At 63.3% G+C, this 24,255-nt stretch carries 22 protein-coding genes; 5 read left to right on the top strand and 17 right to left on the bottom strand.

Features of this window, described 5'->3' with window-relative positions; translation table 11 throughout:
• The 5 genes from ehuD to ehuR form a co-directional block, all read right to left on the bottom strand.
• On the bottom strand, positions 1–660 hold the full coding sequence (gene ehuD / locus B5V02_RS21760; RefSeq protein ID WP_111546160.1) for an ectoine/hydroxyectoine ABC transporter permease subunit EhuD: 660 nt from the start codon (positions 658–660) through the stop codon (positions 1–3).
• Between the two features lie 16 nt (positions 661–676).
• A complete protein-coding gene (gene ehuC, locus B5V02_RS21755; RefSeq protein ID WP_111546159.1) occupies positions 677–1,336 on the bottom strand; it encodes an ectoine/hydroxyectoine ABC transporter permease subunit EhuC in 660 nt (219 codons plus the stop codon).
• A 169-nt stretch (positions 1,337–1,505) separates the two neighbouring features.
• Positions 1,506–2,357 (bottom strand): ectoine/hydroxyectoine ABC transporter substrate-binding protein EhuB, encoded by an 852-nt coding sequence (gene ehuB, locus B5V02_RS21750; protein WP_111546174.1) that lies wholly within the window; start codon positions 2,355–2,357, stop codon positions 1,506–1,508.
• Positions 2,358–2,517: 160 nt separating this feature from the next.
• Positions 2,518–3,309, bottom strand: coding sequence for an ectoine/hydroxyectoine ABC transporter ATP-binding protein EhuA (ehuA, locus tag B5V02_RS21745; RefSeq protein WP_111546158.1), 792 nt, complete (start codon positions 3,307–3,309; stop codon positions 2,518–2,520).
• 181 nt (positions 3,310–3,490) lie between these two features.
• Positions 3,491–4,876 (bottom strand): MocR-like ectoine utilization transcription factor EhuR, encoded by a 1,386-nt coding sequence (gene ehuR / locus B5V02_RS21740; RefSeq protein ID WP_111546157.1) that lies wholly within the window; start codon positions 4,874–4,876, stop codon positions 3,491–3,493.
• Positions 4,877–4,959: 83 nt separating this feature from the next.
• On the opposite strand from ehuR, the gene B5V02_RS21735 reads away from it, so the two are divergent.
• The 5 genes from B5V02_RS21735 to B5V02_RS21715 all read left to right on the top strand — a co-directional run bounded on the left by B5V02_RS21735 (position 4,960) and on the right by B5V02_RS21715 (position 10,545).
• The gene (locus B5V02_RS21735; RefSeq protein ID WP_111546173.1) at positions 4,960–5,451 is read left to right on the top strand and encodes an Lrp/AsnC family transcriptional regulator; all 492 of its coding nucleotides are present in this window, start codon (positions 4,960–4,962) and stop codon (positions 5,449–5,451) included.
• Positions 5,452–5,581: 130 nt separating this feature from the next.
• Positions 5,582–7,075, top strand: coding sequence for an NAD-dependent succinate-semialdehyde dehydrogenase (locus tag B5V02_RS21730; RefSeq protein WP_111546156.1), 1,494 nt, complete (start codon positions 5,582–5,584; stop codon positions 7,073–7,075).
• An 86-nt stretch (positions 7,076–7,161) separates the two neighbouring features.
• Positions 7,162–8,541 carry an aspartate aminotransferase family protein gene (locus tag B5V02_RS21725; protein ID WP_111546155.1) on the top strand — a complete coding sequence of 460 codons (1,380 nt, stop codon included), beginning with the start codon at positions 7,162–7,164 and terminating at the stop codon, positions 8,539–8,541.
• Positions 8,542–8,549: 8 nt separating this feature from the next.
• Complete coding sequence (locus tag B5V02_RS21720) at positions 8,550–9,671, top strand: alcohol dehydrogenase family protein (RefSeq protein ID WP_111546154.1); 1,122 nt, start codon at positions 8,550–8,552, stop codon at positions 9,669–9,671.
• A 208-nt stretch (positions 9,672–9,879) separates the two neighbouring features.
• Positions 9,880–10,545, top strand: a complete 666-nt coding sequence (locus B5V02_RS21715) for a YjbE family putative metal transport protein (RefSeq protein WP_111546153.1) — start codon at positions 9,880–9,882, stop codon at positions 10,543–10,545.
• A 53-nt stretch (positions 10,546–10,598) separates the two neighbouring features.
• Here B5V02_RS21715 and B5V02_RS21710 read toward each other — a convergent pair whose 3' ends face one another.
• The 12 genes from B5V02_RS21710 to B5V02_RS21650 all read right to left on the bottom strand — a co-directional run bounded on the left by B5V02_RS21710 (position 10,599) and on the right by B5V02_RS21650 (position 24,254).
• Complete coding sequence (locus B5V02_RS21710) at positions 10,599–11,624, bottom strand: NADP-dependent oxidoreductase (RefSeq protein ID WP_111546152.1); 1,026 nt, start codon at positions 11,622–11,624, stop codon at positions 10,599–10,601.
• A 25-nt stretch (positions 11,625–11,649) separates the two neighbouring features.
• The gene (locus B5V02_RS21705; protein WP_111546151.1) at positions 11,650–12,972 is read right to left on the bottom strand and encodes an LLM class flavin-dependent oxidoreductase; all 1,323 of its coding nucleotides are present in this window, start codon (positions 12,970–12,972) and stop codon (positions 11,650–11,652) included.
• A gap of 407 nt (positions 12,973–13,379) precedes the next feature.
• Positions 13,380–14,399, bottom strand: coding sequence for an isopenicillin N synthase family dioxygenase (locus B5V02_RS21695; RefSeq protein WP_111546150.1), 1,020 nt, complete (start codon positions 14,397–14,399; stop codon positions 13,380–13,382).
• A 250-nt stretch (positions 14,400–14,649) separates the two neighbouring features.
• The gene (locus tag B5V02_RS21690; protein WP_208647121.1) at positions 14,650–14,814 is read right to left on the bottom strand and encodes a hypothetical protein; all 165 of its coding nucleotides are present in this window, start codon (positions 14,812–14,814) and stop codon (positions 14,650–14,652) included.
• Between the two features lie 67 nt (positions 14,815–14,881).
• Entirely contained in the window at positions 14,882–15,868 is a 987-nt protein-coding gene (locus B5V02_RS21685; RefSeq protein ID WP_111546149.1) for a methyltransferase, read from the bottom strand.
• Positions 15,869–15,928: 60 nt separating this feature from the next.
• On the bottom strand, positions 15,929–17,005 hold the full coding sequence (locus tag B5V02_RS21680) for an ABC transporter ATP-binding protein (RefSeq protein ID WP_111546148.1): 1,077 nt from the start codon (positions 17,003–17,005) through the stop codon (positions 15,929–15,931).
• Positions 17,006–17,039: 34 nt separating this feature from the next.
• Complete coding sequence (locus tag B5V02_RS21675; RefSeq protein ID WP_111546172.1) at positions 17,040–19,148, bottom strand: ADP-ribosylglycohydrolase family protein; 2,109 nt, start codon at positions 19,146–19,148, stop codon at positions 17,040–17,042.
• A gap of 26 nt (positions 19,149–19,174) precedes the next feature.
• The gene (locus B5V02_RS21670; RefSeq protein ID WP_111546147.1) at positions 19,175–20,008 is read right to left on the bottom strand and encodes a carbohydrate ABC transporter permease; all 834 of its coding nucleotides are present in this window, start codon (positions 20,006–20,008) and stop codon (positions 19,175–19,177) included.
• On the bottom strand, positions 20,005–20,850 hold the full coding sequence (locus B5V02_RS21665; RefSeq protein WP_111546146.1) for a carbohydrate ABC transporter permease: 846 nt from the start codon (positions 20,848–20,850) through the stop codon (positions 20,005–20,007). The genes B5V02_RS21670 and B5V02_RS21665 overlap by 4 nt, the downstream gene beginning before the upstream one ends.
• Positions 20,851–20,934: 84 nt before the next feature.
• Positions 20,935–22,254: an ABC transporter substrate-binding protein gene (locus B5V02_RS21660; RefSeq protein WP_111546145.1), complete on the bottom strand. Its 1,320-nt coding sequence runs from the start codon at positions 22,252–22,254 to the stop codon at positions 20,935–20,937.
• A gap of 32 nt (positions 22,255–22,286) precedes the next feature.
• Entirely contained in the window at positions 22,287–23,294 is a 1,008-nt protein-coding gene (locus B5V02_RS21655; RefSeq protein ID WP_167458599.1) for a LacI family DNA-binding transcriptional regulator, read from the bottom strand.
• Between the two features lie 114 nt (positions 23,295–23,408).
• Positions 23,409–24,254, bottom strand: coding sequence for an SMP-30/gluconolactonase/LRE family protein (locus tag B5V02_RS21650; RefSeq protein WP_111546143.1), 846 nt, complete (start codon positions 24,252–24,254; stop codon positions 23,409–23,411).
• Between the last annotated feature and the right edge of the window lies 1 nt (position 24,255).

The following is a 24,255-nucleotide window of genomic DNA, read 5'->3' as shown; positions in this document are numbered from 1 at the left end:
CTACCTCTCGATCTTGCCGTAGCGGCGTTCCAGCCGGCGCAGCAGCACGACCGAACAAAGACTGATGGCAAGGAAGAAAGCACCCACCAGCGTGATCGGCTCGATATAGCGATAGTAGGTGTTGGCGACGCTTTTCGCCTGATTCATCAGCTCCAGCACGGTGATCGCCGACAGCAGCGGCGTTTCCTTGAACATGGCGATGAAATAGTTGGCGAGCGCCGGGATCATCGGCGGGATGGCCTGCGGAATGATAATGTGGGTCCAGGTCTGCCTGGCATTCAGATTGCAGGCCTTGGCGGCCTCCCATTGTCCGCGCGGCACATTCTCAATACCGGCGCGATAGACTTCGGCCGTGTAGGTGCCGTAGTGCAACCCGAGCCCGATGACACCGGCGACCAGCGGCGGCAAAAGGATGCCGATGTCGGGCAGCACGTAGAAGATGAAATAGAGCTGCACCAGGAGCGGCGTGCCGCGAATGAACTCGGCGAGAAAGCCGACGGTGCGCGACAAGGCCCGGTTCGGCGAGCGGCGCGCCAGCGCGATGCCCAGCCCGACGATTGCCGCCAGCACCGAGCCGAGCAGCGTTGCCAGGATGGTGATCTTCACCCCCTGGATCAGCGTCGGCATGATTTCCCAGACGAAGTTCCAATCCCATTCCATCAGCAGGCTCCGGCCATCAGACGCGCACTCCGTCGAGGCCGCGCGCCATGCGGCGTTCCAGCGAGCGCACGCCCCACGAGATGAGCAAGGCGAGGATGAAGTAGATGATCAGGATGGTGGTGAACGGCACCATGGTGTTGCCGGTCTGCGCGCGCACCACCTGTGCCTGGAAGGTCAGGTCGGTGAGCGAGATCAGCGACACCACGGCGGTCGCCTTGAGCAGTTCGATGGCATTGTTGCCGAACGTCGGCAGCATCACCAGCAGCGCCTGCGGCAGGATGACATGGCGCATGCCTTGCAAGCGGCCGAGATTGAGCGCGGTGCAGGCCTCGTATTGCTCGCGGCCGATCGACTGGATGGCGCCGCGCACCACTTCGGCGGCATAGGCACCGACATTCAAGCCAAGTGCCAACACGCCGGCCTGCAACGGCGTCAGCGATATGCCGGCAAAGGGCAGCACGAAATAGGCGAAGAACAGCTGCACGAAGATCGAGGTGCCGCGGAAGAATTCGATATAGACGGTGGCCAGCGCCCGCAGCACGAAGAAGCGCGACAGCCGCCCCATGCCGGCGAGAAAGGCCATGAACAGGGCAAGCACCGACCCCATCAGCGTCAGCTCGATGGTGACAAGCGCTCCCTGCAATATCAGACCGAAATAGCCGGACCACTGGGTCATGAAATTCGAAGTTCCAACGTTGGTTTTAGGCATCTTCTCCCCGTGCACGGGGAGAAGATGCCGGCAGGCAGATGAGGGGCAGCGCGAACCAACCAAAGTGTGGTGCTGCCCCTCATCCGGCCCTTCGGGCCACCTTCTCCCCGTGAACGGGGAGAAGGAAAGGAGCGCCCTACTTCGCTGCGCAGAGCTTGTCGCGCGTCGTCGACATCGCCGCCGCCGCCGAGAAACCATAGGGCTCGATGATCTTGGCGAACTCGCCGGACTTCTTCAGCTTGGCCAGCTCGACATCAAAGGCGTCGCGCAGCGCCTCGTCGCCTTTCTTGAAGGCGGCGCCGTCGCAATAGACCGGTGCGCCCTGTACGGGAGCGATGACTTCGAGGTTCGGATCGGCGGCCTTCTTGACCAGGTCATTGATCGACAGAACCGGCAGCGAATAGGCGTCGATGCGGCCGTCCTGCAGCATCTTCACGCCACTCTGGCCATCCGGCACGACGATGACGCGTTCGCGCGGCACGCCGGCATTGAGCGCCAGTTTCTCCTCGGTGCCGCCGCCCGGTGCGCCGATCGTGGCGGTCGCGTCCTTGGCGACATCCTCATAGCTCTTGAAGCCTTTCGGATTGCCCTTCTTGACCAGCATCGCCTCGGCGTCACACAGAACCGGCTCCGAATAGGCGACGGCGGCGCAACGCTCCGGCTTCATGAACAGGCCGGCGGTGACGACGTCGAAGCGGCCGGCCTGCAGGCCGGGGATCATGGCGCCATATTCGGAGATCGAGGCGACGATGTCGGCGACGCCGAGGCGCTTGAAGATCTCGCGCGCCACGTCGGGCGCCGCGCCCGAAACCTTGCCGTCGGCGGCGACCGCCGTATAGGGCGGCTCGTTGGCGATGGCGACGCGGGCGAAGCCTTGCGCCTTCAATTGTTCGAGCTTGCTGTCGTCGGCCGAACCGACGCTCGAGGCGGCCAGCACCGCCGTCAGTGCAAGGCCGGCGACGCCAGCCAGAATGCCAAGTTTCTTCATTGTTCCCAACTCCTTGTTTCTTGTCTTGCTTTTGTTGTGGGCGGCGTTGCCACCCATTTCTGGTTTGATTGCAGGGCGGCTTCGCCACCCTTGAGGACGGCGTTGCCGCCGGTTTCTGGTTTACTCACGGGACGGCTTCGCCGCCCCGGGGGCATGACTGTCAGACGCGATGTCCGGCCGCGATGATCTTCTTCAGGAAGCCTTGCGTGCGCTCCTGCTTGGGATGGCGGAATATCTCGTCGGGCTTGCCTTCCTCGACGATCCGGCCGCGATCGAAGAACAGCACCCGGTCGGCGAAGTCGTGCGCAAAACCCATCTCGTGGGTGACCAGCAGCATGGTCATGTCGGTCTCGGCGCAGAGCCGCCACAAGACGTTGAGCACCTCCTCGACCAGTTCCGGGTCGAGCGCCGACGTCACCTCGTCGAACAGCATGATTTTCGGCTGCAAGGCGAGTGCGCGAGCGATCGCCACGCGCTGCTTCTGGCCGCCGGACAGCTGCGCCGGCATCGCCTTGGCCTTGTCGGCCATGCCGACCATGTCGAGCAGTTCCATCGCCCGCTTCTCGGCGGCGGCGCGCGGCATGCCCTTGGTCAGCATCGGCGCCAGCGTGACGTTGTCGATGACGCTCTTGTGCGGAAACAGGTTGAACAGCTGGAAGACCATGCCGATCTTCTGGCGCATCCTGGCCAAATGCCGCTCGTCGGCGGGCAACAGCTGGCCATTGCGCTCCATGTGGTAGAGCTGCTCGCCATCGACCTGGATGTGGCCGGCATCGATGCGCTCGAGCGTCATCAGGATGCGCAGGATCGTCGTCTTGCCCGAGCCGGACGGGCCGATCAGCGCCAGCTTCTCGCGCGGCATGACCTGCATCGACAGGCCGTCCAGCACCTTGAAGCTGCCGAAGCTCTTCGAGATGCCGTCGATCTTGATGATGGGCGCTGATGCGGACAAATGAATTTCCCCGTGCTGGAGAAGCCTGTGCCCCTAACGATGCGGAACGCGCCAAATCATGTCAATTGGGAAAATAATATCATGACAATATTTATGATTCCGCACAATTTGGGAGCACTCCCGGCTGGCTTTTTGTGCATGCCGTTATCCCAAAACCGCTTCGCACTTTTGGGCGGCATGCTCATATCGCGAGCAGCAGATGCTCCGGGTCGCCAAGCAAAAGCTTGGTAACAACGCCGAGGCCGGCGCGCAGTTCCCCCTCGGTGGTCGAGCCCAGCGAGATGCGCACCGCCGGATGCCATGGTGCGTCGGAAATGCGGAAGGAGGTGCCCGGCGCGATCGCCACGCCTTGCAGTCGGGCCTGGGCGACAAAGCTTTCCTCGGCACGGTCGGCGGGCAGCTGCAGCCAGACATGCAGCCCGTCGCGCCGGGCGCGATAGTCGACCCCGGCCAGCACTTGCGCCGCGATGTCCTGCCGCCGCCGCAATGCCGCGCGTTGCCAGCGGACAAGTTCCATCGCGGTGCCGTCGGTGACCCATTTGGTGGCGATTTCCGCCACCAGCGGCGTCGCCATCCAATTCGAGACCAGATGCCGATTGGCGACGGCGGCGACATAGCGGTCGGGCGCGGCGAGATAACCGATGCGCAGGCCGGGCACGGTGATCTTGGTGAAGGATGTGACGTAGAGCGTGCGCTCCGGCGCAAAGGCAGCAACCGGCGGCGGCCGATCCTCGACGAGGGGACCGAGCACATCGTTCTCGATGATGGCGATGTCGTGCTTGCGCGCCACCGCCGCGATCTGCTCGCGGCGTGCGGCATCCATCAGCGTCGCCGTCGGATTGATCACCGAGGGCTGCACGAAGACGGCGCGGATGTCGGAAAGCCGGCAGGCTTCGTCCAACGCTTCCGGAATCAGGCCGTTGCCGTCGATCGGCAGGCCTTCAAGATTGAAGCCGAGATAGCGGGCGAGCGGCACCAGCGTGTGGTGGCCGATGGCTTCGGTGGCGACGGTCGAGCCGGGCGGCGCCACGCTCATCAGCGCCACCGTCATGCCGGCGGTGGCGCCATTGGTCAGGCTGATGTTTTGCGCGGAGGTTTCGAGTCCGCACAGTTTCAGCCATTCCACAGCCACCGCGCGATGGCGCGGAAACACCATGTTGGGCCGGAACGACAGCGCCGAACTCGACGGCAGGTTCTCGGCCAGCCAGCCCAGCGCCTGTTTCAGCCGCTCCAGATGCATCGGTTCGCAGACCGGCTTCAGGATGGAGAGGTCGATGACCTCGCCCAGACGCTCCGGCAAATAGGGCGGTTCCGGCTCGCGGCGCTGCGTCTGGACGAAGCTGCCGCGACCGATCTCGCCCGAAATCAGGCCGCGCCGGATCAGCTCCTCATAGGCGCGGCTGACCGTTTGCACCGAAAGCTTGAGGTCGTCGGCCAGCCGGCGATGGGTCGGCAGCCGTGCGCCGTTGGCCAGGCGTCCATCATGGATGGCGCGCGCGAACTGGTCGGCCAGCGACTGATAGGCCGGCCGCCGGATGAGCGCGGGATCGGGTTGCCACAATGTCATGACTTATTAGAGATCGAAATCAGTGCAATTGACAATCGAAATAATGCGCCGTCATGGTGACGTCGACGAAAAAGTGGACGCTGATGACCGCTGCGAAACTCGACCCGATCGACCTGAAAATCCTCGACGCCATCCAGCACGACGGACGCATCACCAAGCTGGCGCTGGCCGAACGGGTCGGGCTGTCGCCGACACCGTGCTGGATGCGGCTGCGCAAACTGGAAAAAGCCGGCATCGTCTCGGGCTATCACGCCAGGATCGCCATGCGCGTCGTGGCACCCGTCGCCACCGTGCTGATGGAGGTGACGCTGGCCAGCCACCGCCAGGCCGATTTCGACCGCTTCGAGCGTGTCATCCGCGACATTCCCGAGATCGTCGCCTGCTGGTCGGTGGGTGGCGGTGTCGACTATGTGCTGAAGGTGATGGCGCGCGACATCGACGCCTACCAGCGGCTGGTCGACGGTTTGCTCGACCGTGAAATCGGCATCGACCGTTACTTCACCTACATCGTCATCAAGACGGTCAAGGACGACGTTGCGCTGCCCATAGCCGACCTGTTGCCGGCGTCGCCGTAGAGCCGGAGAGATCGCCTTCCGGGGCGGCACAATTGAGAGAGTCTCTCTACGGACGGGCATCCAAACAGCCTCTCTGTCCGCATAGGGCGGCTAGTCTTCCCCTATCAGTCCGAACCGGGAGGCCTCGACCATGTCCGCGCATTTCGCCCGCTCACATCGCCACGAAGCGCTCGATCGCCTCGCCGACCGCCGGCTGCTGCGCGAGCTCGCCTATGTCGACGGCCACTGGACGGCGAGCGAGGCTGCCGAGAGTTTCGAGGTCACCGACCCGGCCACCGGCACCACTGTCGCCTTCGTCGCCGCACTCGATAGCAAGCAGACGACAAGAGCGATCGATGCCGCCGCGCGCACCTTTCCGGCCTGGCGGGCGCTGTTGCCGCAGGAGCGCGCAAGAATCCTGCGAAAGTGGTTCGAGCTGATCGTCGCCGCCAAAGACGATCTCGCTCTGCTGGTGACGCTGGAACAGGGCAAGCCGCTCAAGGAGTCGCAGGGCGAGATCGATTATGCCGCCTCCTTCGTCGAGTGGTATGCGGAAGAAGCAAAACGCCTGAACGCCGAGAGCGTCACCAGCCATCTGCCGGGTGCGGAAATGATGGTGCGGCGTGAGCCGCTCGGTGTCGTCGGTGTGGTCACACCGTGGAATTTTCCGTCGGCCATGCTAACCCGCAAGGCGGCCGCAGCCCTTGCCGCCGGCTGCACCATCGTCGCACATCCGTCCTCGGAAACTCCGCTGTCGGCACTGGCGCTGGCAGAACTCGGCGAGCGCGCCGGCCTGCCCGCCGGCGTCTTCAACATCGTCACCGGCAAGGCAGCGACCATCGTCGGCCGAATGTGCGAAGACCCGCGCGTCCGCGCCATGAGCTTCACCGGCTCGACCGAGATCGGCAGGCTGATTGCCGCGCAAAGTGCGCCGACGATGAAGCGGCTGGTGATGGAGCTTGGCGGTCACGCGCCGCTGATCGTCTTTGCCGACGCCGATCTCGACAGAGCGGTGAGCATTGCCATCGATGCCAAATTCGCCACCTCGGGCCAGGACTGCCTCGCCGCCAACCGCATCTATGTCCAGCGTCCGATCTACGATCGCTTCTGCGCGGCTTTCACCAAGCGCATCGCCGCATTGCGGACCGGCAATGGCCTTGCTCAGGAAATCGACATCGGGCCGCTGATGCATGAGCGGGCTGTCAAGAAGATCGAGGAACAGGTCGCCGATGCGCTCGCCCACGGCGCGCGTTGCCTCGCCGGCGGCGCGCGGCATCAAGCCGGGCCCCTGTTCTACCAGCCGACACTGCTGGCCGATGTCACTGACGAGGCGCTGATCATGCGCGAGGAAACCTTCGGTCCGGTCGCCGCAGTGACGCCGTTCGACAGCGAGGACGAGGTGATCGCCCGCGCCAACGCCACCGAATACGGGCTCGTCGCCTATGTCGTGACCGAGAACGGTGGTCGGCAAATGCGCATGGGCCGCGCGCTCGACTACGGCATGGTCGCCATCAACCGCGTCAAGATCACCGGCGCGCCGATCCCGTTCGGCGGCGTCAAGCAGTCCGGCATCGGCCGCGAAGGCTCGCGCCACGGGCTCGAAGCCTTCACCGATCTCAAATATCTCTGCCTGGACGTGGCTTAAGGTGTGTCGATATTCAGGTGATGCCGGCCTGACCTGAATCTCGACACACCTTAAGTCGCATCCGCTTTTCCTCAAGGAGTAGAAAAATGCTCGACCAGTCCAACGAACTCGCCGCCTGGGATCGCGACCACTTCTTCCATCCCTCGACGCATATGGGCACGCACGCACGCGGGGAGAGCCCGACACGCATCATGGCCGGCGGGGAAGGCGTCACCGTCTGGGACAACAATGGCAAGAAGAGCATCGATGCCTTTGCCGGCCTCTATTGCGTCAATGTCGGCTATGGCCGCCAGAAGATCGCCGATGCCATCGCGGCCCAGGCGAAGAACCTTGCCTATTACCACGCGTATGTCGGCCACGGCACCGAGGCGTCGATCCGGCTTGCCAAGATGATCATCGACCGCGCGCCGCAAGGCATGTCGAGGGTCTATTTCGGCCTCTCCGGTTCCGATGCCAACGAAACCAACATCAAGCTGATCTGGTACTACAACAATGTGCTCGGCAGGCCGGAGAAGAAGAAGATCATCTCGCGCTGGCGCGGCTATCACGGCTCGGGCGTGATGACCGGTTCGCTGACCGGGCTCGACCTGTTCCACAACGCGTTCGACCTGCCGCGTGCACCGATCCTGCACACCGAGGCGCCCTATTATTTCCGCCGCGCCGACCGTTCGATGAGTGAGGAGCAGTTCTCGCAGCATTGCGCCGACAAGCTCGAGGAAATGATCCTGGCCGAAGGCCCGGACACCGTCGCCGCTTTCATCGGCGAGCCGATCCTCGGCACCGGCGGCATCGTGCCGCCGCCCGCCGGCTATTGGGAGAAGATCCAGGCGGTGCTGAAGAAATATGACGTGCTGCTGGTCGCCGACGAAGTGGTGACGGGCTTTGGCCGGCTGGGCACCATGTTCGGTTCCGACCATTACGGCATCAAGCCGGACCTGATCACCATCGCCAAGGGCCTGACCTCGGCCTATGCGCCGCTGTCGGGCGTCATTGTCGCCGACAAGATGTGGCAGGTGCTGGTGCAGGGTTCCGACAAGCTCGGCTCGCTCGGCCATGGCTGGACCTATTCGGCGCATCCGATCTGCGTTGCCGCCGGTGTGGCCAATCTCGAACTGATCGACGAGATGGACCTGGTGACAAATGCCCGCGAGACCGGCGCCTATTTCCGCGCCGAACTGGCCAAGGCCGTCGGCGGCCATAAGAACGTCGGTGACGTGCGCGGCGATGGCATGCTGGCGGCTGTCGAGTTTGTCGCCGACAGGGACGACCGGGTGTTCTTCGACGCCTCGCAGAAGATCGGGCCACAAGTGGCGACAGCACTTGCCGCAAGCGGCGTCATCGGCCGCGCCATGCCGCAAGGCGACATTCTCGGTTTCGCGCCGCCGCTCTGCCTGACGCGCGAGGAAGCCGACATCGTCGTGTCGAAGACGGCGGATGCGGTGAAGAGCGTGTTTGCCAATCTCTGAATAGTCTGATGAACGCCATGACCAAAACCCTCCCCGCCACCATGGCCGCCGTGCTGCTCACAGGGCACGGCGGACCGGAAAAACTCGTCTATCGCAGCGATGTGAAAGTGCCCGCGCCTGCATCAGGTGAAGTGCTGGTCAAGGTCAGCGCGTGTGGCATGAACAACACCGATGTCTGGGTCCGCCAGGGCGCCTATGGCACGGAAGAGGACGCGGCGGCGGTGTCGACCTGGCGGCGCCAGGGCAACACGCTGAGCTTCCCGCGCATCCAGGGCACCGACACGGTCGGCACCATCGTTGCCGTCGGCGAGGGCATAGCGGATGCCCGCATCGGCGAACGGGTGATGGTCGATTTCTCCATCTACAACCGCGACGACGATTCCCTCGCAGACATCGACTATATGGGCCACGGCCGCGACGGCGGTTACGCGGAATACCAGGCCGTGCCGGCCGAGAACGCGCATGTCGTCGACACGACCTTGAGCGACGTCGAACTCGCCACCTTCTGTTGCGCCTACCTCACCGGCGAGCAGATGCTGGAACGTGCCGCGCTCAGGGCCGGCGAGCGCGTGCTGGTCACCGGTGCCTCGGGCGGCGTCGGTTCAGGCATCGTCCAACTGGCACGGGCGCGCGGCGCCATTCCCTATGCCGTGGTCGGCAAGGGCAAGGAGCAAGCGGTGCGCGACATCGGCGCCGAGGCTGTCATCACCCGCGGCGTCGCCGACTTGCCGCAAGCCGTGGCCGAGGTGACCGGCGGCCGGCCGATCGACGTGGTGGCCGACCTCGTCGGCGGCGCTGTCTTCAACGACCTGTTGCGCATCCTGAGACCCGAAGGCCGCTACACCACGGCCGGCGCCATCGCCGGTCCGGTCGTGCAGCTCGATCTCAGGACCATGTATCTCAAGCAATTGCAGCTGCATGGCTCAAGCCAGGGCACACGCGCCGATTTCCGCCGCATCGTCGGATACATCGAGGCGAAAAAAATCCGGCCGCTGGTCGGCGGCGTCTACAGGCTCTCCGATTTCCACCATGCGCAGGCGGATTTCATCGCCAAGGATTTCGTCGGCAAGCTGGTGGTGGTGCCGGACGCCATGTGGAAGAACGGGGCGGCGCCGGAGAGCGCCCGATAGGGATTGCGCCGATCACGGCGATGGCTGCCTGCCAGATCGACCTGGAGCTGCCATCGTCGCGTCAACGCGCTCTGTTTGGCGTCCACTTCGGTGGCCACGGCCCACCCCTATCTTCCCGGACGCGAAGCCCCATATCCATGGTACGATCCACCCTCTTGCTGAGCCCTGCCGGGGCAAGGAAAAGTGCGAACGACAGGGACTCTACCGGATGCCCTTTGGGATCGACCAGGCGACGATCACCGCCTATCTGGAAGTCATCACCATCAATCTCGTTCTGTCGGGCGACAATGTCGTGGTGATCGGCATGGCCGCCGCCGGCCTGGCAGAGGCGCTGCGCCAGAAGGCGATCATCGCCGGCATCGCCGCAGCTTCTGTCATCCGCATCGTCTTTGCCGTGGTTGCGGTGCAATTGCTGGAAATCCCAGGCATCATGCTTGTCGGCGGCTTGCTGCTGTTCTGGGTCTGCTGGAACATGTTCGGGGAATTGCGATCCGCCGGCGATGCCGATGACTGGGATGGTGCAGACGCCGATCCCGCCACGGCTGCCCTTGCGGCGAAACGACCGGCCAAGGCGCTGCGCACCGCGATCCTGCAGATCGTCGTCGCCGACGTTTCGATGTCGCTGGACAATGTGCTCGCCGTGGCGGGTGCTGCCAGCGACGATATGGATGCGCTGGTCTTCGGTCTCATCCTGTCGGTGGTCCTGATGGCGGTCGCCTCGACGCTGGTGGCGGCGCTGCTGGCCAGATATCGCTGGATCGGCTGGCTCGGCCTTGCGGTCATTGTCTATGTTGCGGGCAGCATGGTGCTGGATGGCGTTGAGCAGTTGAAAGCGGTCGACTACGGAAGCCTTTTTTCGCGGGCGTCGCACTAGAGTATCCGTGCCGGCCAAGGAATGAGCGGAGCCCATCCTCCTGGGCAACGCCCTCAAGGAATTCCGGCGACCCGAACGATGAGCTTGCCGAAATTCTTGCCCTCGAGAAGGCCAAGGAAGGCCTGCGGCGCGTTCTCTATGCCATCGACGATATCCTCCCGGTATCGAACCTGCCCGGATGCTATCCAGTCGGCCATGTCGCGGTAGAAGGCCGGACGCTGGTCGACAAATTCACGCTGGATGAACCCTCGGATCGTCAGGCTGCGGCGGAGGACTTGCTGCATCAGCGTCGGCAACCGGTCGATGCCGGAATCCGCGATAACGTTGTATTGTGCGATCAGCCCACAGACCGGCACGCGGGCAAAATCGTTCAACAAAGGAAACACCGCATCCCAGACAGGACCGCCAACGTTTTCGAAATAGATGTCGATGCCATCGGGGCAGGCCGCCTGCAACTGCTCGGCAAAATCATCTGCCCGGTGATCGACGACCGCATCGAAGCCGAGTTCGTCTCGCACGAAAGCGCATTTTTGGGCGCCGCCAGCAATGCCGACCGCACGCGCGCCCTTGATGCGGGCGATCTGGCCAACCGCTGATCCGACCGCGCCGCTGGCCGCCGCCACGACGACCGTTTCGCCCGGCTTTGGCTGTCCGATGGTGAGCAAACCGGCATAGGCGGTGAAGCCCGGCATGCCGAGCACGCCGAGTGCCGTCGTGACGGGCGCTGCCGCGGGATCGAGCTTGCGCAGCCCGACGCCGTCGGACAGCGCGAAACTCTGCCATCCGGAGTGGGACAGGACGATATCGCCTTCAGCAAACTCCGGGTGGCGGGATCTGACGACGCGCGCAACGGTGCCGCCTTCCATCACAGCGTCGATCTCGACCGGCTTGGCATAGGATTTGGTGGCGTTCATGCGCCCGCGCATATACGGATCAAGTGACAGATAGAGCATCTGTAGCAGCAGTTCGCCCTCACCCGGCTGGACGACGTCAACGGTCTCGATGCGAAAATCGCCGGGCTTCGGCCGGCCTTGTGGCCGCGCCGCGAGCACGATACGGGTGTTTGCCTGGGTCGACATTGGAGACCTCGCTGCGAAGAACACTCTACTCGAAAAACCGGTTGGGCGGCCGTTTCAGGCCGAGATTCTCGCGCAATGTCGATCCCTCATATTGCCGCCTGAAGATCCCTCGCCGCTGCAACTCAGGCACGACCTTCTCGACAAAGTCGTCGAGCCCGGCGGGCAGATAGGGGAACATGATGTTGAACCCGTCTGAGCCCTCGGTGATCAGCCATTCCTCCATCTCGTCGGCGATTGTTTCAGGCGTGCCGACGAAGGCAAGGCCTGAATAGCCGCCCAGCCTCTGTGCAAGCTGCCTGACGGTCAGGTTCTCCTTGCGCGCCAGTTCGATGACACGCTCGCGGCCGCTTTTGCTGGCATTGGTTTCGGGGATTTCGGGCAACGGCGCGTCAGGGTCAAAACCGGATGCGTCATGCCCGATCGCGATCGACAGCGAGGCAATGCCGCTCTCGTAGTAGACGAGGCTGTCGAGCTTCGCTCGCTTCTCCTGCGCGTCCTCGACGCTGTCACCGACGACGACGAAGGCGCCGGGCAGGATCTTGATGTCGTCACGCGACCGGCCGAGCTTTTGCGCACGACCCTTGACGTCGGCAAAGAAACGCTGGCCCGCCGCGAGATCGGCATGCGCGGCGAAAATCACTTCCGCCGTTTCCGCCGCCAGTTGCCGCCCCGCCTCCGACGCGCCGGCCTGGACGATGACCGGCCAGCCCTGGATTGGCCGGGCGATGTTGAGCGGCCCGCGCACCGAGAGGTGCTCGCCCTTGTGATCGAGCACATGCAACCTAGCCGGATCGAAATAGAACCCGCTTTCGGCGTCGCGGATAAAAGCATCGTCGGCAAAGCTGTCCCACAGACCAGTGACGACATCGTAGAATTCCCGCGCCCGCCGGTAGCGCTCGTCATGCTCGACATGCTCGTCGAGGCCGAAATTGAGCGCCGCATCCGGGTTGGACGTGGTGACGATGTTCCAGCCGGCGCGGCCGCCGCTGATATGGTCCAGCGAGGCGAAGCGGCGCGCGATGTGATAGGGCGCGTCGAACGTCGTCGACGCGGTTGCGACCAGCCCGATATGATCGGTGACGGCGGCCAGCGCCGACAGCAGCGTGAACGGCTCGAACGACGTGACCGTATGGCTGCGCCGCAGCGCCTCGATCGGCATGTTGAGAACGGCAAGATGGTCGGCCATGAAGAAGGCGTCGAACTTCGCCGCCTCCAGGGTCTGGGCGAAGCGCTTCAGATGCGCGAAATTGAAATTGGCGTCGGGATAGGCGCCCGGATAGCGCCAGGCGCCGGTGTGCAGGCTGACGGGGCGCATGAAGGCGCCAAGCCGCAATTGTTTCTGTGTCATGAAAGTCGTTCCGACCGATCGGTACAATCGAGCACCATCGCTCGACTCCTGGCCTCTAGGATCGGACCGTCCGCCCAACTCGGGAAGGTATTCCGTTGCGCGGTGCCCGGCTTTTGCAGCATTTCCGTCTTGCGATCCAAGACCGCGGCACAAAAAATGGCCGGGCACGAATGCGGCCCGGCCAAAAGAAGGTTCAAACCTTCAGAGGGGAACACCGCTCAGCGGAATGGGAGGAGACCGCCGAACGATTTTACCTGTTTGAGCTTATTTCGGCGGCTTGGCGACAAATGACGTTCCAAAGAACGGGCAAAACGGCGAAAATCTGTTCGGCATTGCGCTAATTTTTTGTTTTTATGCATGTCGTTCTCCCAAAACCGGGACCACTTTTGGGCGACATGCATAAGGCTTCACGGCCGCAACGCTGCGGTCTGGAGAAGATCGGCATAGTGGCGGCGCGCCACGTCGGGATGTGAACGCAGACGACTTTTCAGGACATTGGTGCCGACATCGCGAAACAACGGGTTGTCCGGATCGCTTGCCGGTCCGCGTGCCTCCGCCGCCAGTTCCTCCGGCAAGTTCAGCAGCGGTATGGTCGCATCCAGCCGCGCGCTGAAGAAGAAGGGAACGGAAATCCGCTCGACGCCGGCAGGCGGCGTCACGACGCGGTGAACGGTTGCGCGCAGATAGCCATTCGATGCCAGTTCGAGCAGTTCGCCAATGTTGACGACCAGCGTTCCGGGGATCGGGTCCACATTCACCCAGCTGCCGTCATATTCAACCTGCAGCCCCTTGTTGTCGTCCTGCAGCAGCAGGGTCAGGAAGCCGCCATCCTTGTGTGCGCCGACACCCTGGTCGCCATCCGTCGCGTGACGCCCGGGATAACGCACGATCTTCATGCGATGATTGGGCGAGTCCCTATAGATCGCGTCGAAGGCGTCCTCGGGCTGATCAAGCGAAAGCGCGAAGGCTTTCAGCAGCCGGATCGCCACCGCCGTAGCCCTGGTCTGCCATGCCAGCAGCGCCGGCTTGAGGTCGGGCAGTGCCGAGGGCCATTGGTTCGGTCCTTGCAGCCGTGTCCAAGGCGCAATTCCCGGCCCTTGCGGGATGGGCTGGCGCTCGACGCCGATGTCGAGTTGTTCACGCCAGTCGGCGGCGCCCCTGGTCAGCTCTCCGCCGGCGCGTGTGTAGCCGCGAAACTGCGAGGACTTGACCATTTCGATCGCCAGCTTGTCGGCCTCCGGCAACGCGAAGAACCGGCGCGAGGCATCGAGCACTTCATCGGTCTCCGTGGCCGAAATTCCGTGACCGCTGAGATAGAAGAAGCCGACGTCCCGGGCCGCCGTGCGCAGGTCCAGGAGAAAGGTGCGATGCTCGGACGCTCCTTGTTCGAGACGGCTCAGATCAAGCACCGGCACAATTCTGGGCATGGTCAGGTTCCTTCTTTTCCCCGCCCTTGCCTAGGAGAAGTAGAAGCGACCATTGGCAAGCACTCTGGGCATGGATGGTGCATCCAAGGTGACACGCAGAGCCTACCGATCAAAGCAATGGGCACTCCAATCTGGGCCGAACAGAAGAAAGCCCGCGCTGCATAGCGTGGCTTGCGGGCAAATAAAATCCCAACGGATACCCGCAAATCGGGGTGTCTGTGCAACTCGATGAGCCCGCCGGATGCTCCCCTCACGTCTCCAGAGATCGGCCGGTCTCGGCGTCGAACAGGTTCAACTTGGCAACGTCGGGTTCGACAAAAAGCGTTTCGCCAGGACGGGCGCTGATCCTCTCGCGAAACACGGCGACCGCCGGTTCGCCGCCGATCGTCAGATGAACCTGGGTCTCCGAGCCCATCGGCTGCCCGGATAGGGTCGGGGCGCCTCGGGGAGCCTGGCGTCCGAAACCAACCATTCAGCCACGATCAGCCCGTGAGGCGCGCACGAAACAACGTGCAGCCGTCCGTCAGGCGCGACCTGGAGATATCCCGGAATCCAGCCTCGGTCATCCACGCGCGATACTGACCTTCAGTGTACGATTCGCCGTGGCGATAGAGGTTCAAGAAGGTGAGATTCAGAAAGACACCCTCAGACGGGCCGAGGCGGTCGTCATCGACGACACCCCACCCCGCAATTGCGATCTCGCCTCCGGGTGTGAGGCAACGCGCCGCGTTCAGGATCGAACTGCGCGCTTGATCCGGCGGAAGGACCTGGACGACGGCCTTCAGGATCGCCAGATCGTGCCGACCTATCGATGGCGCGACAGTTATGTCCCCCTCTTCGACAACCACGTCGTCGGCACCGTATTCTGACAGGATATCTGGCGCGACCGCTGCGACCGTTGGGAGTTCCATCAGCGTCGCCGCAATCTGCGGCCGCCGCTCGCGAAGTCCGACGAGAATGGTCCCGGGGCCCCCGCCGATGTCGATCACCGAACCGATCGCCGAGAGGTCCATCTCCCGGGCCAGATGTCGGCCGAAAATCACCCCGCCCGGTGCGAGCATGCGGCTGAAGGCCGCCGCCGCCTCAGGCCCCGCTTCCGAAAAGTCGTGCAGCGCAGCCGGCCGGTTCTGTCGCAGCGACTCTGCGGTCAGCAGGTCGGCTCCCCAGAGCTCGCGCAGGAGCGCATGGTCGCCGCCGCGATAGGTCGGCTTGGACGCGTCGAGGAAGGCCGACGCTTCGGGTCCGTTGCGAAATTGACCATCCTTGACTTCGAGGAGACCGATGCTGGCGAGCGCGTAGAGAAGCCGCGACAGACGATCGGGCTCGACTTTGAGCGCGGCCCCAAGGCTGTCAGCGGTCACCGCGCTGCCACCGAGCCGGGTGAAGATGCCAAGGTCCAGCCCGGCGCGAAGCGCCAAGGCGGGGGGCACCGCTGCGATCAGCTTGTCGATCCGATCAGAATCCACCATGTCACATCCCGTTCCGCGATCCAGGACCGACTTTGAAGCAGATCGGCCGACATCGTCAAATCAGCTTGCCAGCGCTCGGCCGGTCTCGGCGTCGAACAGGTTCAACTTGGCAACGTCGGGTTCGACAAAAAGCGTTTCTCCCGGACGGGCGCTGATCCTGTCGCGAAACACGGCGACCACCGGTTCGCCGCCGATCGTCAGATGAACCTGGGTCTCCGAACCCATCGGCTCGACCACGCCAACCAAGGCCGCGATACCCTTGCCCGGCGCGCAGACACTCAAATGCTCTGGCCGGAACCCGTATTGGACCTTCTTTCCGTCCGCCACGCTGAAGGCAGAACCGACCGGCAACAATGTTCCGTCGCCTGCCCGCACCACCGGCGTGCCGTTGTTGCGTGCGACCGCGCCGTTGATGATGTTCATCGACGGCGAACCGATGAAGGTGGCGACGAACAGATTGACCGGGTGGTCGTAAAGATCGAGCGGCGTGCCGATCTGCTCCACCCGGCCGTTGTTCAGCACGACGATCTGGTCGGCCATCGTCATGGCTTCGACCTGATCGTGCGTGACATAGACGGTGGTGGTGCGCAGGCGCTGATGCAGCGCCTTGATCTCGGCGCGCATTGCCACACGCAATTTGGCGTCCAGGTTCGACAGCGGTTCGTCAAACAGGAAGACCTGTGGGTTGCGCACGATCGAGCGGCCCATGGCGACGCGCTGGCGCTGGCCGCCCGACAGCTGGCGCGGATAGCGATCGAGCAACGGCGTCAGGCCGAGGATTTCCGCGGCCTTCGCCACCCGCTCGGCCTTTTCAGCCTTCGGCGCCTTGGCAAGCGTCATCGAGAACGCCATGTTTTCGGCGACCGTCATATGCGGATAGAGCGCATAATTCTGGAACACCATGGAGATGTCGCGTTGCTTCGGCGGCAGGTCGTTGACCACCCTGTCGCCAATGCTGATCGTTCCGCCCGAAATGTCCTCCAGTCCAGCGATCATGCGCAGCAGCGTGGACTTGCCGCAGCCCGACGGACCGACCAGCACGACAAACTGACCGTCCGGAATCTTGACCGAGACGCCGTGCAGCACTGCGTGCCCGGCGTAGGATTTGAGGACGTTGGCGATTTCGACTGAAGCCATCGGGATCTTTCCTGAGATTGTCGACGCGGGACGGTCAGGCCCCGCTCACATGCACCTTGTCGGTGGACATGGCGCCTTCCGCGATCAGCAGTCCGATGCCGCCATTCGTGAACGCCTCCGCGCTGGTGTCCTGCGCCTCAAGCACCACACCGCCGAAAAGCGCGCTGATGCGACTGCCCTTGACGGTCAGCGTCACCGGGATGGTCTTTTCGAAGAGGAGATCGAAATTGGTCTCCGCCAGAACGAGCGTGTCGGCGTCCCTTGTGCGGACGATCTGCAGCTTGCCATCGCGGGTGGCGCGCACGGCGTAGTAGCGCCGCAGTCCCTGGACCCGCGCGCACACGCCACCGTAATTGCCAAGGTGAATGACGATATCGCTGGAGAGCTTGTAGTCGGTCCACTGTCGCGTGCCGTGGATGACGATGCCCTCGTCGCGGCTTTGCGAAATGCGGAAGCTCGGCGGATAGCGCTTGGAAAAGAAGCTGACGCCATTGACCCAGGCCATGCGCCAGAAATCGCAATCGCCGGCGGGGCGGTGCAGCGTGAGTTCCGGCGCGCCGTCCCAGCGCAGATAGTCGAGCAGCACACGGCCGTCGGCGCGCTTGCCGATGCTGGTCAGCACGATGCCGATCTCGGCAATCGGCTGGCCGTCCAGATCCGGCAGGCGCCACGAAAGCACGCGGTCCTCGCCTGCATTCAAAGTGACGGCATCGCCGTCAATGTCGCGCAGACGATCATCGCCGTCATAGGCGCGGATGCGCAACTGGGCGGACACCGCACCCTTGTTGTGACGATCGGCAACGAGGCGTGCCTTGACCACTTGCCCGGGATAGACCAGCGGCGTCGCCATCAGATCGTAGGTGCGCATCGACAGCACCTCGCGCGGCGAGAATGTTGGCGTCGTGACCGCGGCACTCTGGCCGGGACCCAGCGCCTCGTAGTTCACGGTCAGCGCCCGGGCATTTTCGAATTCGACATTGCCGATGCGAACGCCGCTGGCGGAGCCATGACCCTCCACCGGCCGGAAGCCTTGTTGGCTGCCCGACAGCGAGAAGTGAAACTGCGCACCGCCCTTCGGCGCATCGAGCGGATTTCCACCGGCAAGCGCCATGCCGAGGTTGGCGATGTAATAGGCGGTGCGCACCGCGTCGTTGATCGAGTTGCCGCCGTCGGCCGAGGAGATCAGCAGGCGGTCGGCGATCGGTCCGCGCCAGTCCGGGCCGGCCTCGATCCCGTCGAGGCCGAGCATCAGGGCGAGCAGGCAGCCGACATTGCCGGCGTTGCAGTCGGTGTCCCAGCCGGAGGTGTTGACGATCATCTGCGCCTTCTGGAAATCGTCGGGCGCATAGAGCACGGCCATCACCATCAACGCGTGGTTCGGCACGACATGGCAGTTGCCGGGATATTTGTCGTAGCCGTATTTGTCCTCGATCTTCTGACGCGTGTCGTGCCAGTCGGGATGTTGTTTCACCCAGCCGCGGATATCGGCGATGAGTTTTGCAATCAGGCTGTCGCGCGGGATGACCGACAGGCCGGTATCGATGAGGTGGTCGATGTCATCTGACACAAAGGCTTCGGCCTCCATTGCCGCCCAGAGCATGGCCGCATGGACGGATTCTCCGTCGTGTGAGACTTTGCCGGCCTGCTCGGCAAGCTTAGCCGCCAGCTCCGGCTGGCCCGGTGCCACCATCGCCCAGCCATCGATGAAGATCTGCGCGCCGATCTGCTCGGCGACGGTCAGGCCGTTGGTGGCGGTGGAGCCCGAATGCGGCGCCGGAATGCCCTTCTTGAGATTGAGCCACGCCGTGTGCTCGGTCGAATTGCCTGAGCCGCCCCACCACAGGATCGAGCGCTCCTCGACGATGTAGTTGAGCCAGGCCTTGCCGATATCCTCGGCCGGCAAATCGGCCGAGATGCCGTAATCCTCGAGCGCGCGGATGAAGGTGAAGGTGCCGGCGACATCGTCGTCGGTCACCACCAACGGCTGGTTCAGGCGCTCATGCACGTAATAGTCGATCGGCCCGAGCTCCTTCATGATCTTCTGGTAAGTCCAACCCTCGAACGGCCGGCCGAGATAGACACCGACCAGCTTGCCAAGCACGCCGGCATAGACCCGTTCCAGATAGTCGTTTGGAATCTGCATGTTCTGCTCCAGATAATCGAAAAAGTTCAACCCTTGACCGAGCCGCCCGCCATGCCTTCGATGAACCGCTTCTGCATGGCGACGAACAGCACCACCACCGGCACCACGATGATCAGCGCGGCGGCCATGATCTCCCCCCAGTCGGAACTGTACTGCCCGCTGAGCAGGTAGAAGCCGATCACCGCAGTGACCTTGTCCGCCTTCTGCAGGAACGTTGCCGCGATCAGGAATTCGTTCCAGGAATTAAGCCCGATGATCAGCGCGACCGTCAGGATGCCCGGTGAGACGATGGGCAGCATGACCTTGGAAAACACCTGCCAGTGGGTGGCGCCATCGATCAGCGCGGCTTCCTCGAGTTCCTTCGGCACGGCGATGAAATATGTCCTCAACAGCATCACCGCGAAGGGGCTGTAGAGGGCGGTGTAGATCAGCGCGACGCCGAAGACATTGTTGATCAGCCCGAGTTTGGCGAAGCCGAAATAGAGCGGGAAAATGTAAAGCTGGATCGGCGCCGTGGTCGTCGCCAGCAGATAGAACGTCCAGATTTTCCACGATGCGATTTTCCTGCGTGCCAGCACGTAGGCCGACAGCGAGGACGTCGAGCAGACGAGAACAATCGTCGTGCCGGACAGCAGCAGCGAGTTGATGAAGGTTTTCGAAAACTTGGCATGGTTCCAGGCGTTGACGAAATTCTCCCAACGAATGGGGTTTGGCAGCGCCAGCGGGTTCTGCACGATCAGGGCCGCCGGCTTCAGCGAATTGAGCACCAGCAAGGCGATCGGAAACAGCGCGATGAACGCACCGATGCCGAGCACGATGTAGGAGATCGTGAGCGTGGCCCGGCTTTCGACCATTCTCATTGCTCGCCCTCCTGCGTCTGCAGGCGGACATAGAAGAACGTGCCGACAAGGCCGAACAGGCTGATGACCAGCGCCGCTGCCGCCGCCTGGCCGACATTGAGGTCGTAGAAGGCGTGCCGGTAGGCAAGCGTCGACAGCACCTCGCTCGAAAACGCCGGTCCGCCCTGGGTCAGGATGTAGACGAAGTCGAAGGCAAGGAAGCTCCAGATCACCGTCATGATCATCATCAGCATGATGGTCGGGCGGATCGCGGGCAGCAGCACGTAGCGCATCATCTGCCCGTAGTTGGCGCCCTCGATGCGCGCCGCTTCGATATGTTCCTGCGGCACCTGCCGCAGTGCCGCGAAGAAAATCACGCAGAGAAAGCCCCACCAATGCCAGAGGTCGACCGTCGCGACCCCGAACAGCGCCGTCGACGGCTGCGCCAGCGGATTGGCCAGCGGCAATCCCATGCGCGACAGGAGGCCGAAAAGCCCGGTGACCGGGCTGTAGATCATGCCTTGCCAGACCCGCGCCGTGATGACGGTGGCGATGACGACGGGCAGGAAATAGACGACCTGGAAGAAATTGCTACCGCGCCTGACGAGCAGCAGCATCGAGGCCGCCAGCAGCCCCATGGCGATCGGCACGACGAGGAAGATGCAGGTCCAGATGATGTTGTTGGTCAACGCCGACCAGAAGACGCCGTCGGCAAACAGCGCCCGGAAATTATCCAGTCCTGAGAAAGTCGGCGTCGAAATGCCGTCCCAGTTGCAGAACGCCAAGACGACCGTCAGCAATGCCGGAACGAGGACGATGACAAAATTGATAATCAGCGTCGGGACGAGATAGAGCCGGTGCATGGACGACTGCCCTGGGTTGGGAGGGCGCCGGTTTGGCGCCACTCCATCGCTGCGTTCAGAGGGTTCGCGGATCCGTTATGATGGTTAGGCCCGCTTCGGAATCGCCGGTACTTTTCCGGCGTCCTTTTCCTGCTTGAACGTGTCGTCGAGCTTCTTGAGGTAGTCCTTCGAGGTGAGCTTCTTCAGCCAGACTTCCTCCATGCCGCTGACGAGATACGTATCGGTCGCCGGCGGCAGAAAGGTCCACGTCGTGTAGCCGTACTGGCCGGCGCCGACGGCCGCCGACAGGTTCTTCATCGCCTCGGTGTAGAGCGGCAGCACCTTGTCGGAGAGTTTCACCGCCGACAGATCCTTCAGAGGCAGGTTCCACTCGCCCTGCCACACCGAGTTCATGGCGCTGTAGAATTTGTCGGAGAACATATAATCGAGCACCGCCGCCGCACCGTCGGCATTCTCGGATTTCGCGTTGATCGAGAGTGTCGAGCCGATGCCGAGCGCATAGACCGGCGGGCCATTGGTGCTCGGAAAACCGACGAATGCCGCCTCCGCGTTGTTGGTCGGAAAATAGGTCGGGATGTTGGTGAAGCTCCAGGTGCCGGAGGGCGCCATGCCGGCCTGGCCCGTCGCCACCTGAGCGAATGCCTGCTCCAGCGTCAGTGAGAAATAGTTCGGGCCGAAATAGCCCTTCTGCCACCATTCATCGAGCTTATCGATGGCTGCCAGGATGGATGGGTCCGTCCACGGAATGGCGCCGGTCAGCGCCTTGTAGACATTCTCGGGCCCGGCAACCGAATTGAGCACGATCGAGACATGGTGCTCGTTGGCGGGCCGCCAGTCGGCGTTGCCGGAGCCGAACGGGACCAGGCCCTTGCCTTTCATCTCATCGGCAAGCGCCTCGAGCTCGGCGATGGTGGTGGGCGCCTTCCAGCCGTTCTTGTCGAACAGCGTCTTGTTGTAGAACAGGCCGAGCGTCTCATAGGTCTTGGCCAGCGCATAGAGCTTGCCGTCATACTTGCCCAGTTCCATGAACAGCGGCAACAGCCGATCGTTCCAGCCGAGTTTTGCGGCATAGTCGTCGAGCGGCAGCAACTGCCCGGCTTCCGCCATCGAGGCGACATAGCTCGGACCGGCGGTAAAGACGACATCGGGGCCACTGCCCGAGAGCATGGCGATACGCAATTGCTTGTCGAGGTCGGAGCCGCGGAAGTCGATCGAAAGATCGTCCTGCGGATGCGCCGCATTGAACGGATCGACCAGCAGGGTCTTGAGTTCGTCCTGGTTTTCCGGCGATGCGGATTCGTACCAGAAGCCGACCGGCTTCTTGTCGTCGGCAAAGGCCAGGCGTGGGAGCAACGGCAGGGCGGCGAGGCCGAGGCCGGTCTTAAGCAGTGTACGGCGTTGCATGTTTTCTCCTCCGATGTTTCTGGTTTCTTGTTTCAGGTTGAGCCACGTTCGATCAGGCTGAAGGGCATTTCGAGCGCGGTACCCGCGCCCGGCTCGGAGCCGCGCAGCCTTTCCATCAGGATTTGTGCTGCCTTGACCCCGATATCGCCCTGGAACTGCGAGACGGTGGTCAGGGACGGCGTGACCAGCCGTGCGGCCGAAATGTCATCGAAGCCGGCCACGGCGATCTCGCCCGGAATGGCGATGCCGCGGTCGCGCAGCGCCTGCATCACCCCAATGGCCATGAGGTCATTGGCGGCAAAGATCGCCGTCGGTGCGTAGCCACTGGCCAGCACCGTCTCGGCAGCCCGGGCGCCGCCGGTTTCGCTGAATTCCTCGTCGATGACTAGATATGGCGTGCCGCCGGCTTCGGTGAGCGCGGTACGGTAACCCTCGACGCGCACGCCCTGTGGGCCGCCCCGACCGGCGACCATGGCGATGCGGTGATGGCCGCGGCCAATGAGAAATTGCGTGACCGCAAGGGCCGCGGCGTAACTGTCGATAAAGATGTCGTCGATGGCGATGTCGCCACCGCGTTTCTTGCTCGACTCGATGCGCACCACCGGCACGCCGGCATCGACCAGCGGCTTGAAGTCCCCGGCGCGCAGCGTGAAGAACACGCCGATCACACCGTCGACCCGTCCTTGCCGGGACCAGTCGAGAAAATGCTGCTCGCGCTCGGCGGAGCCGTCGGTACTGACCGCGATCACGTCGTAGCCGAGCTTTTCGGCCACGGACTGGATGCCGCGCATCAACGCCGGATAGAAAGGGTTGGTGATGTCGGGCACGACGCAGGCTATCGTCATGGTCCGATTGGTCTTGAGCGCTTGCGCGAAGCGATTTGGCATGTAGCCAAGCTGCGCCGCCGCATTGGTGATCCGCTCCCAGGTCTCGGACGATATGGCCGGCGAGCCGCCGCCGCTCATCACCATGGAAACGCTCGCTTGCGACACGCCAGCCAGTCGCGCAACGTCTTTCTGTGTGGCCCGACCGGTCCTCAAGGCGACTTCCTTATACGTATCATTAATACGTATAAGGAAGATTTACGGGCGCGGAGTCAAGAGGGCTTTTCCGATTTTCGAGAGTGGCCCTCGAAGCCGAACCTACAGCCTGGTTCAGTCGTTCGAGTTTGAAAGTGCCGCCAGATCAATCTCCGTGATGTGCCAACGGCCAAGGTTTGCGGTGTAGAGTCTGTCGCCCTTGAAGGCGATGTTGGTGGGGTGCGCCAGCGTGGTCGCCGCCGGATCCTCGATCAGCACTTCGAGACTTCTGTCCTTTCGCCAGCGATAGATCCGGCTTGGCTCGTAGCATGAGATGAACAGCGAGCCGTCAGGCGCGAAGGCGACGCCATCGGGAACATTGTGCACGCCTTCGACGACGATCTGCCGGGCTCCTGCCGTGCCGTCGCCAAGGATCGGCACATGGCTGATGCAGGGCGCGTTGCTTTCGACGACGTAGAGGCCGTTGCCATCCGGCGCCATGGCCATGCCATTGGCGAAGGACATGGGCTGCCTGCACCACAGGCCGCCCTCGCCCGTCTTGAGGTCGTAGCGAAAAATGCCGGAGCGATTGTCTTCGCCGACGCTGTCCGACACATAGAGCCAACCCCTCTCCTCGTCGACGATCGGATAGTTCGGCACGCGAATGCCGGACGAAGCGAAGTGCTCCATGCGCGCTGTCGCGGCATCCCAGCGAAAGATCGCGGCATGCCTGAGATCGCAGGCAAAACAGTTGCCTGCGCTGTCGAAGGCGATGCCTAGCAGAAAACCATCCGTTCCGCCCATGCGCTCGACCGAGCCGCCATCGGCGGCCAGCCGCAGGAGGTCGCCGGTCTCGGTGCCGCACCAGATCGACCCATCGCGGTGGACGGCCACGCCCTCCGGATGGGCGACGCGCGGGCTGGTGAAGATGCCGTCGAAGAAGACGCGCGCGGCGGACATGTCGAGCAACGGCTTTGCCATG

Source organism: Mesorhizobium kowhaii (assembly GCF_003253745.1).
In the GTDB taxonomy this organism is placed as follows: domain Bacteria; phylum Pseudomonadota; class Alphaproteobacteria; order Rhizobiales; family Rhizobiaceae; genus Mesorhizobium; species Mesorhizobium kowhaii.
This window is presented reverse-complemented; position numbering and strand designations above follow the sequence as displayed.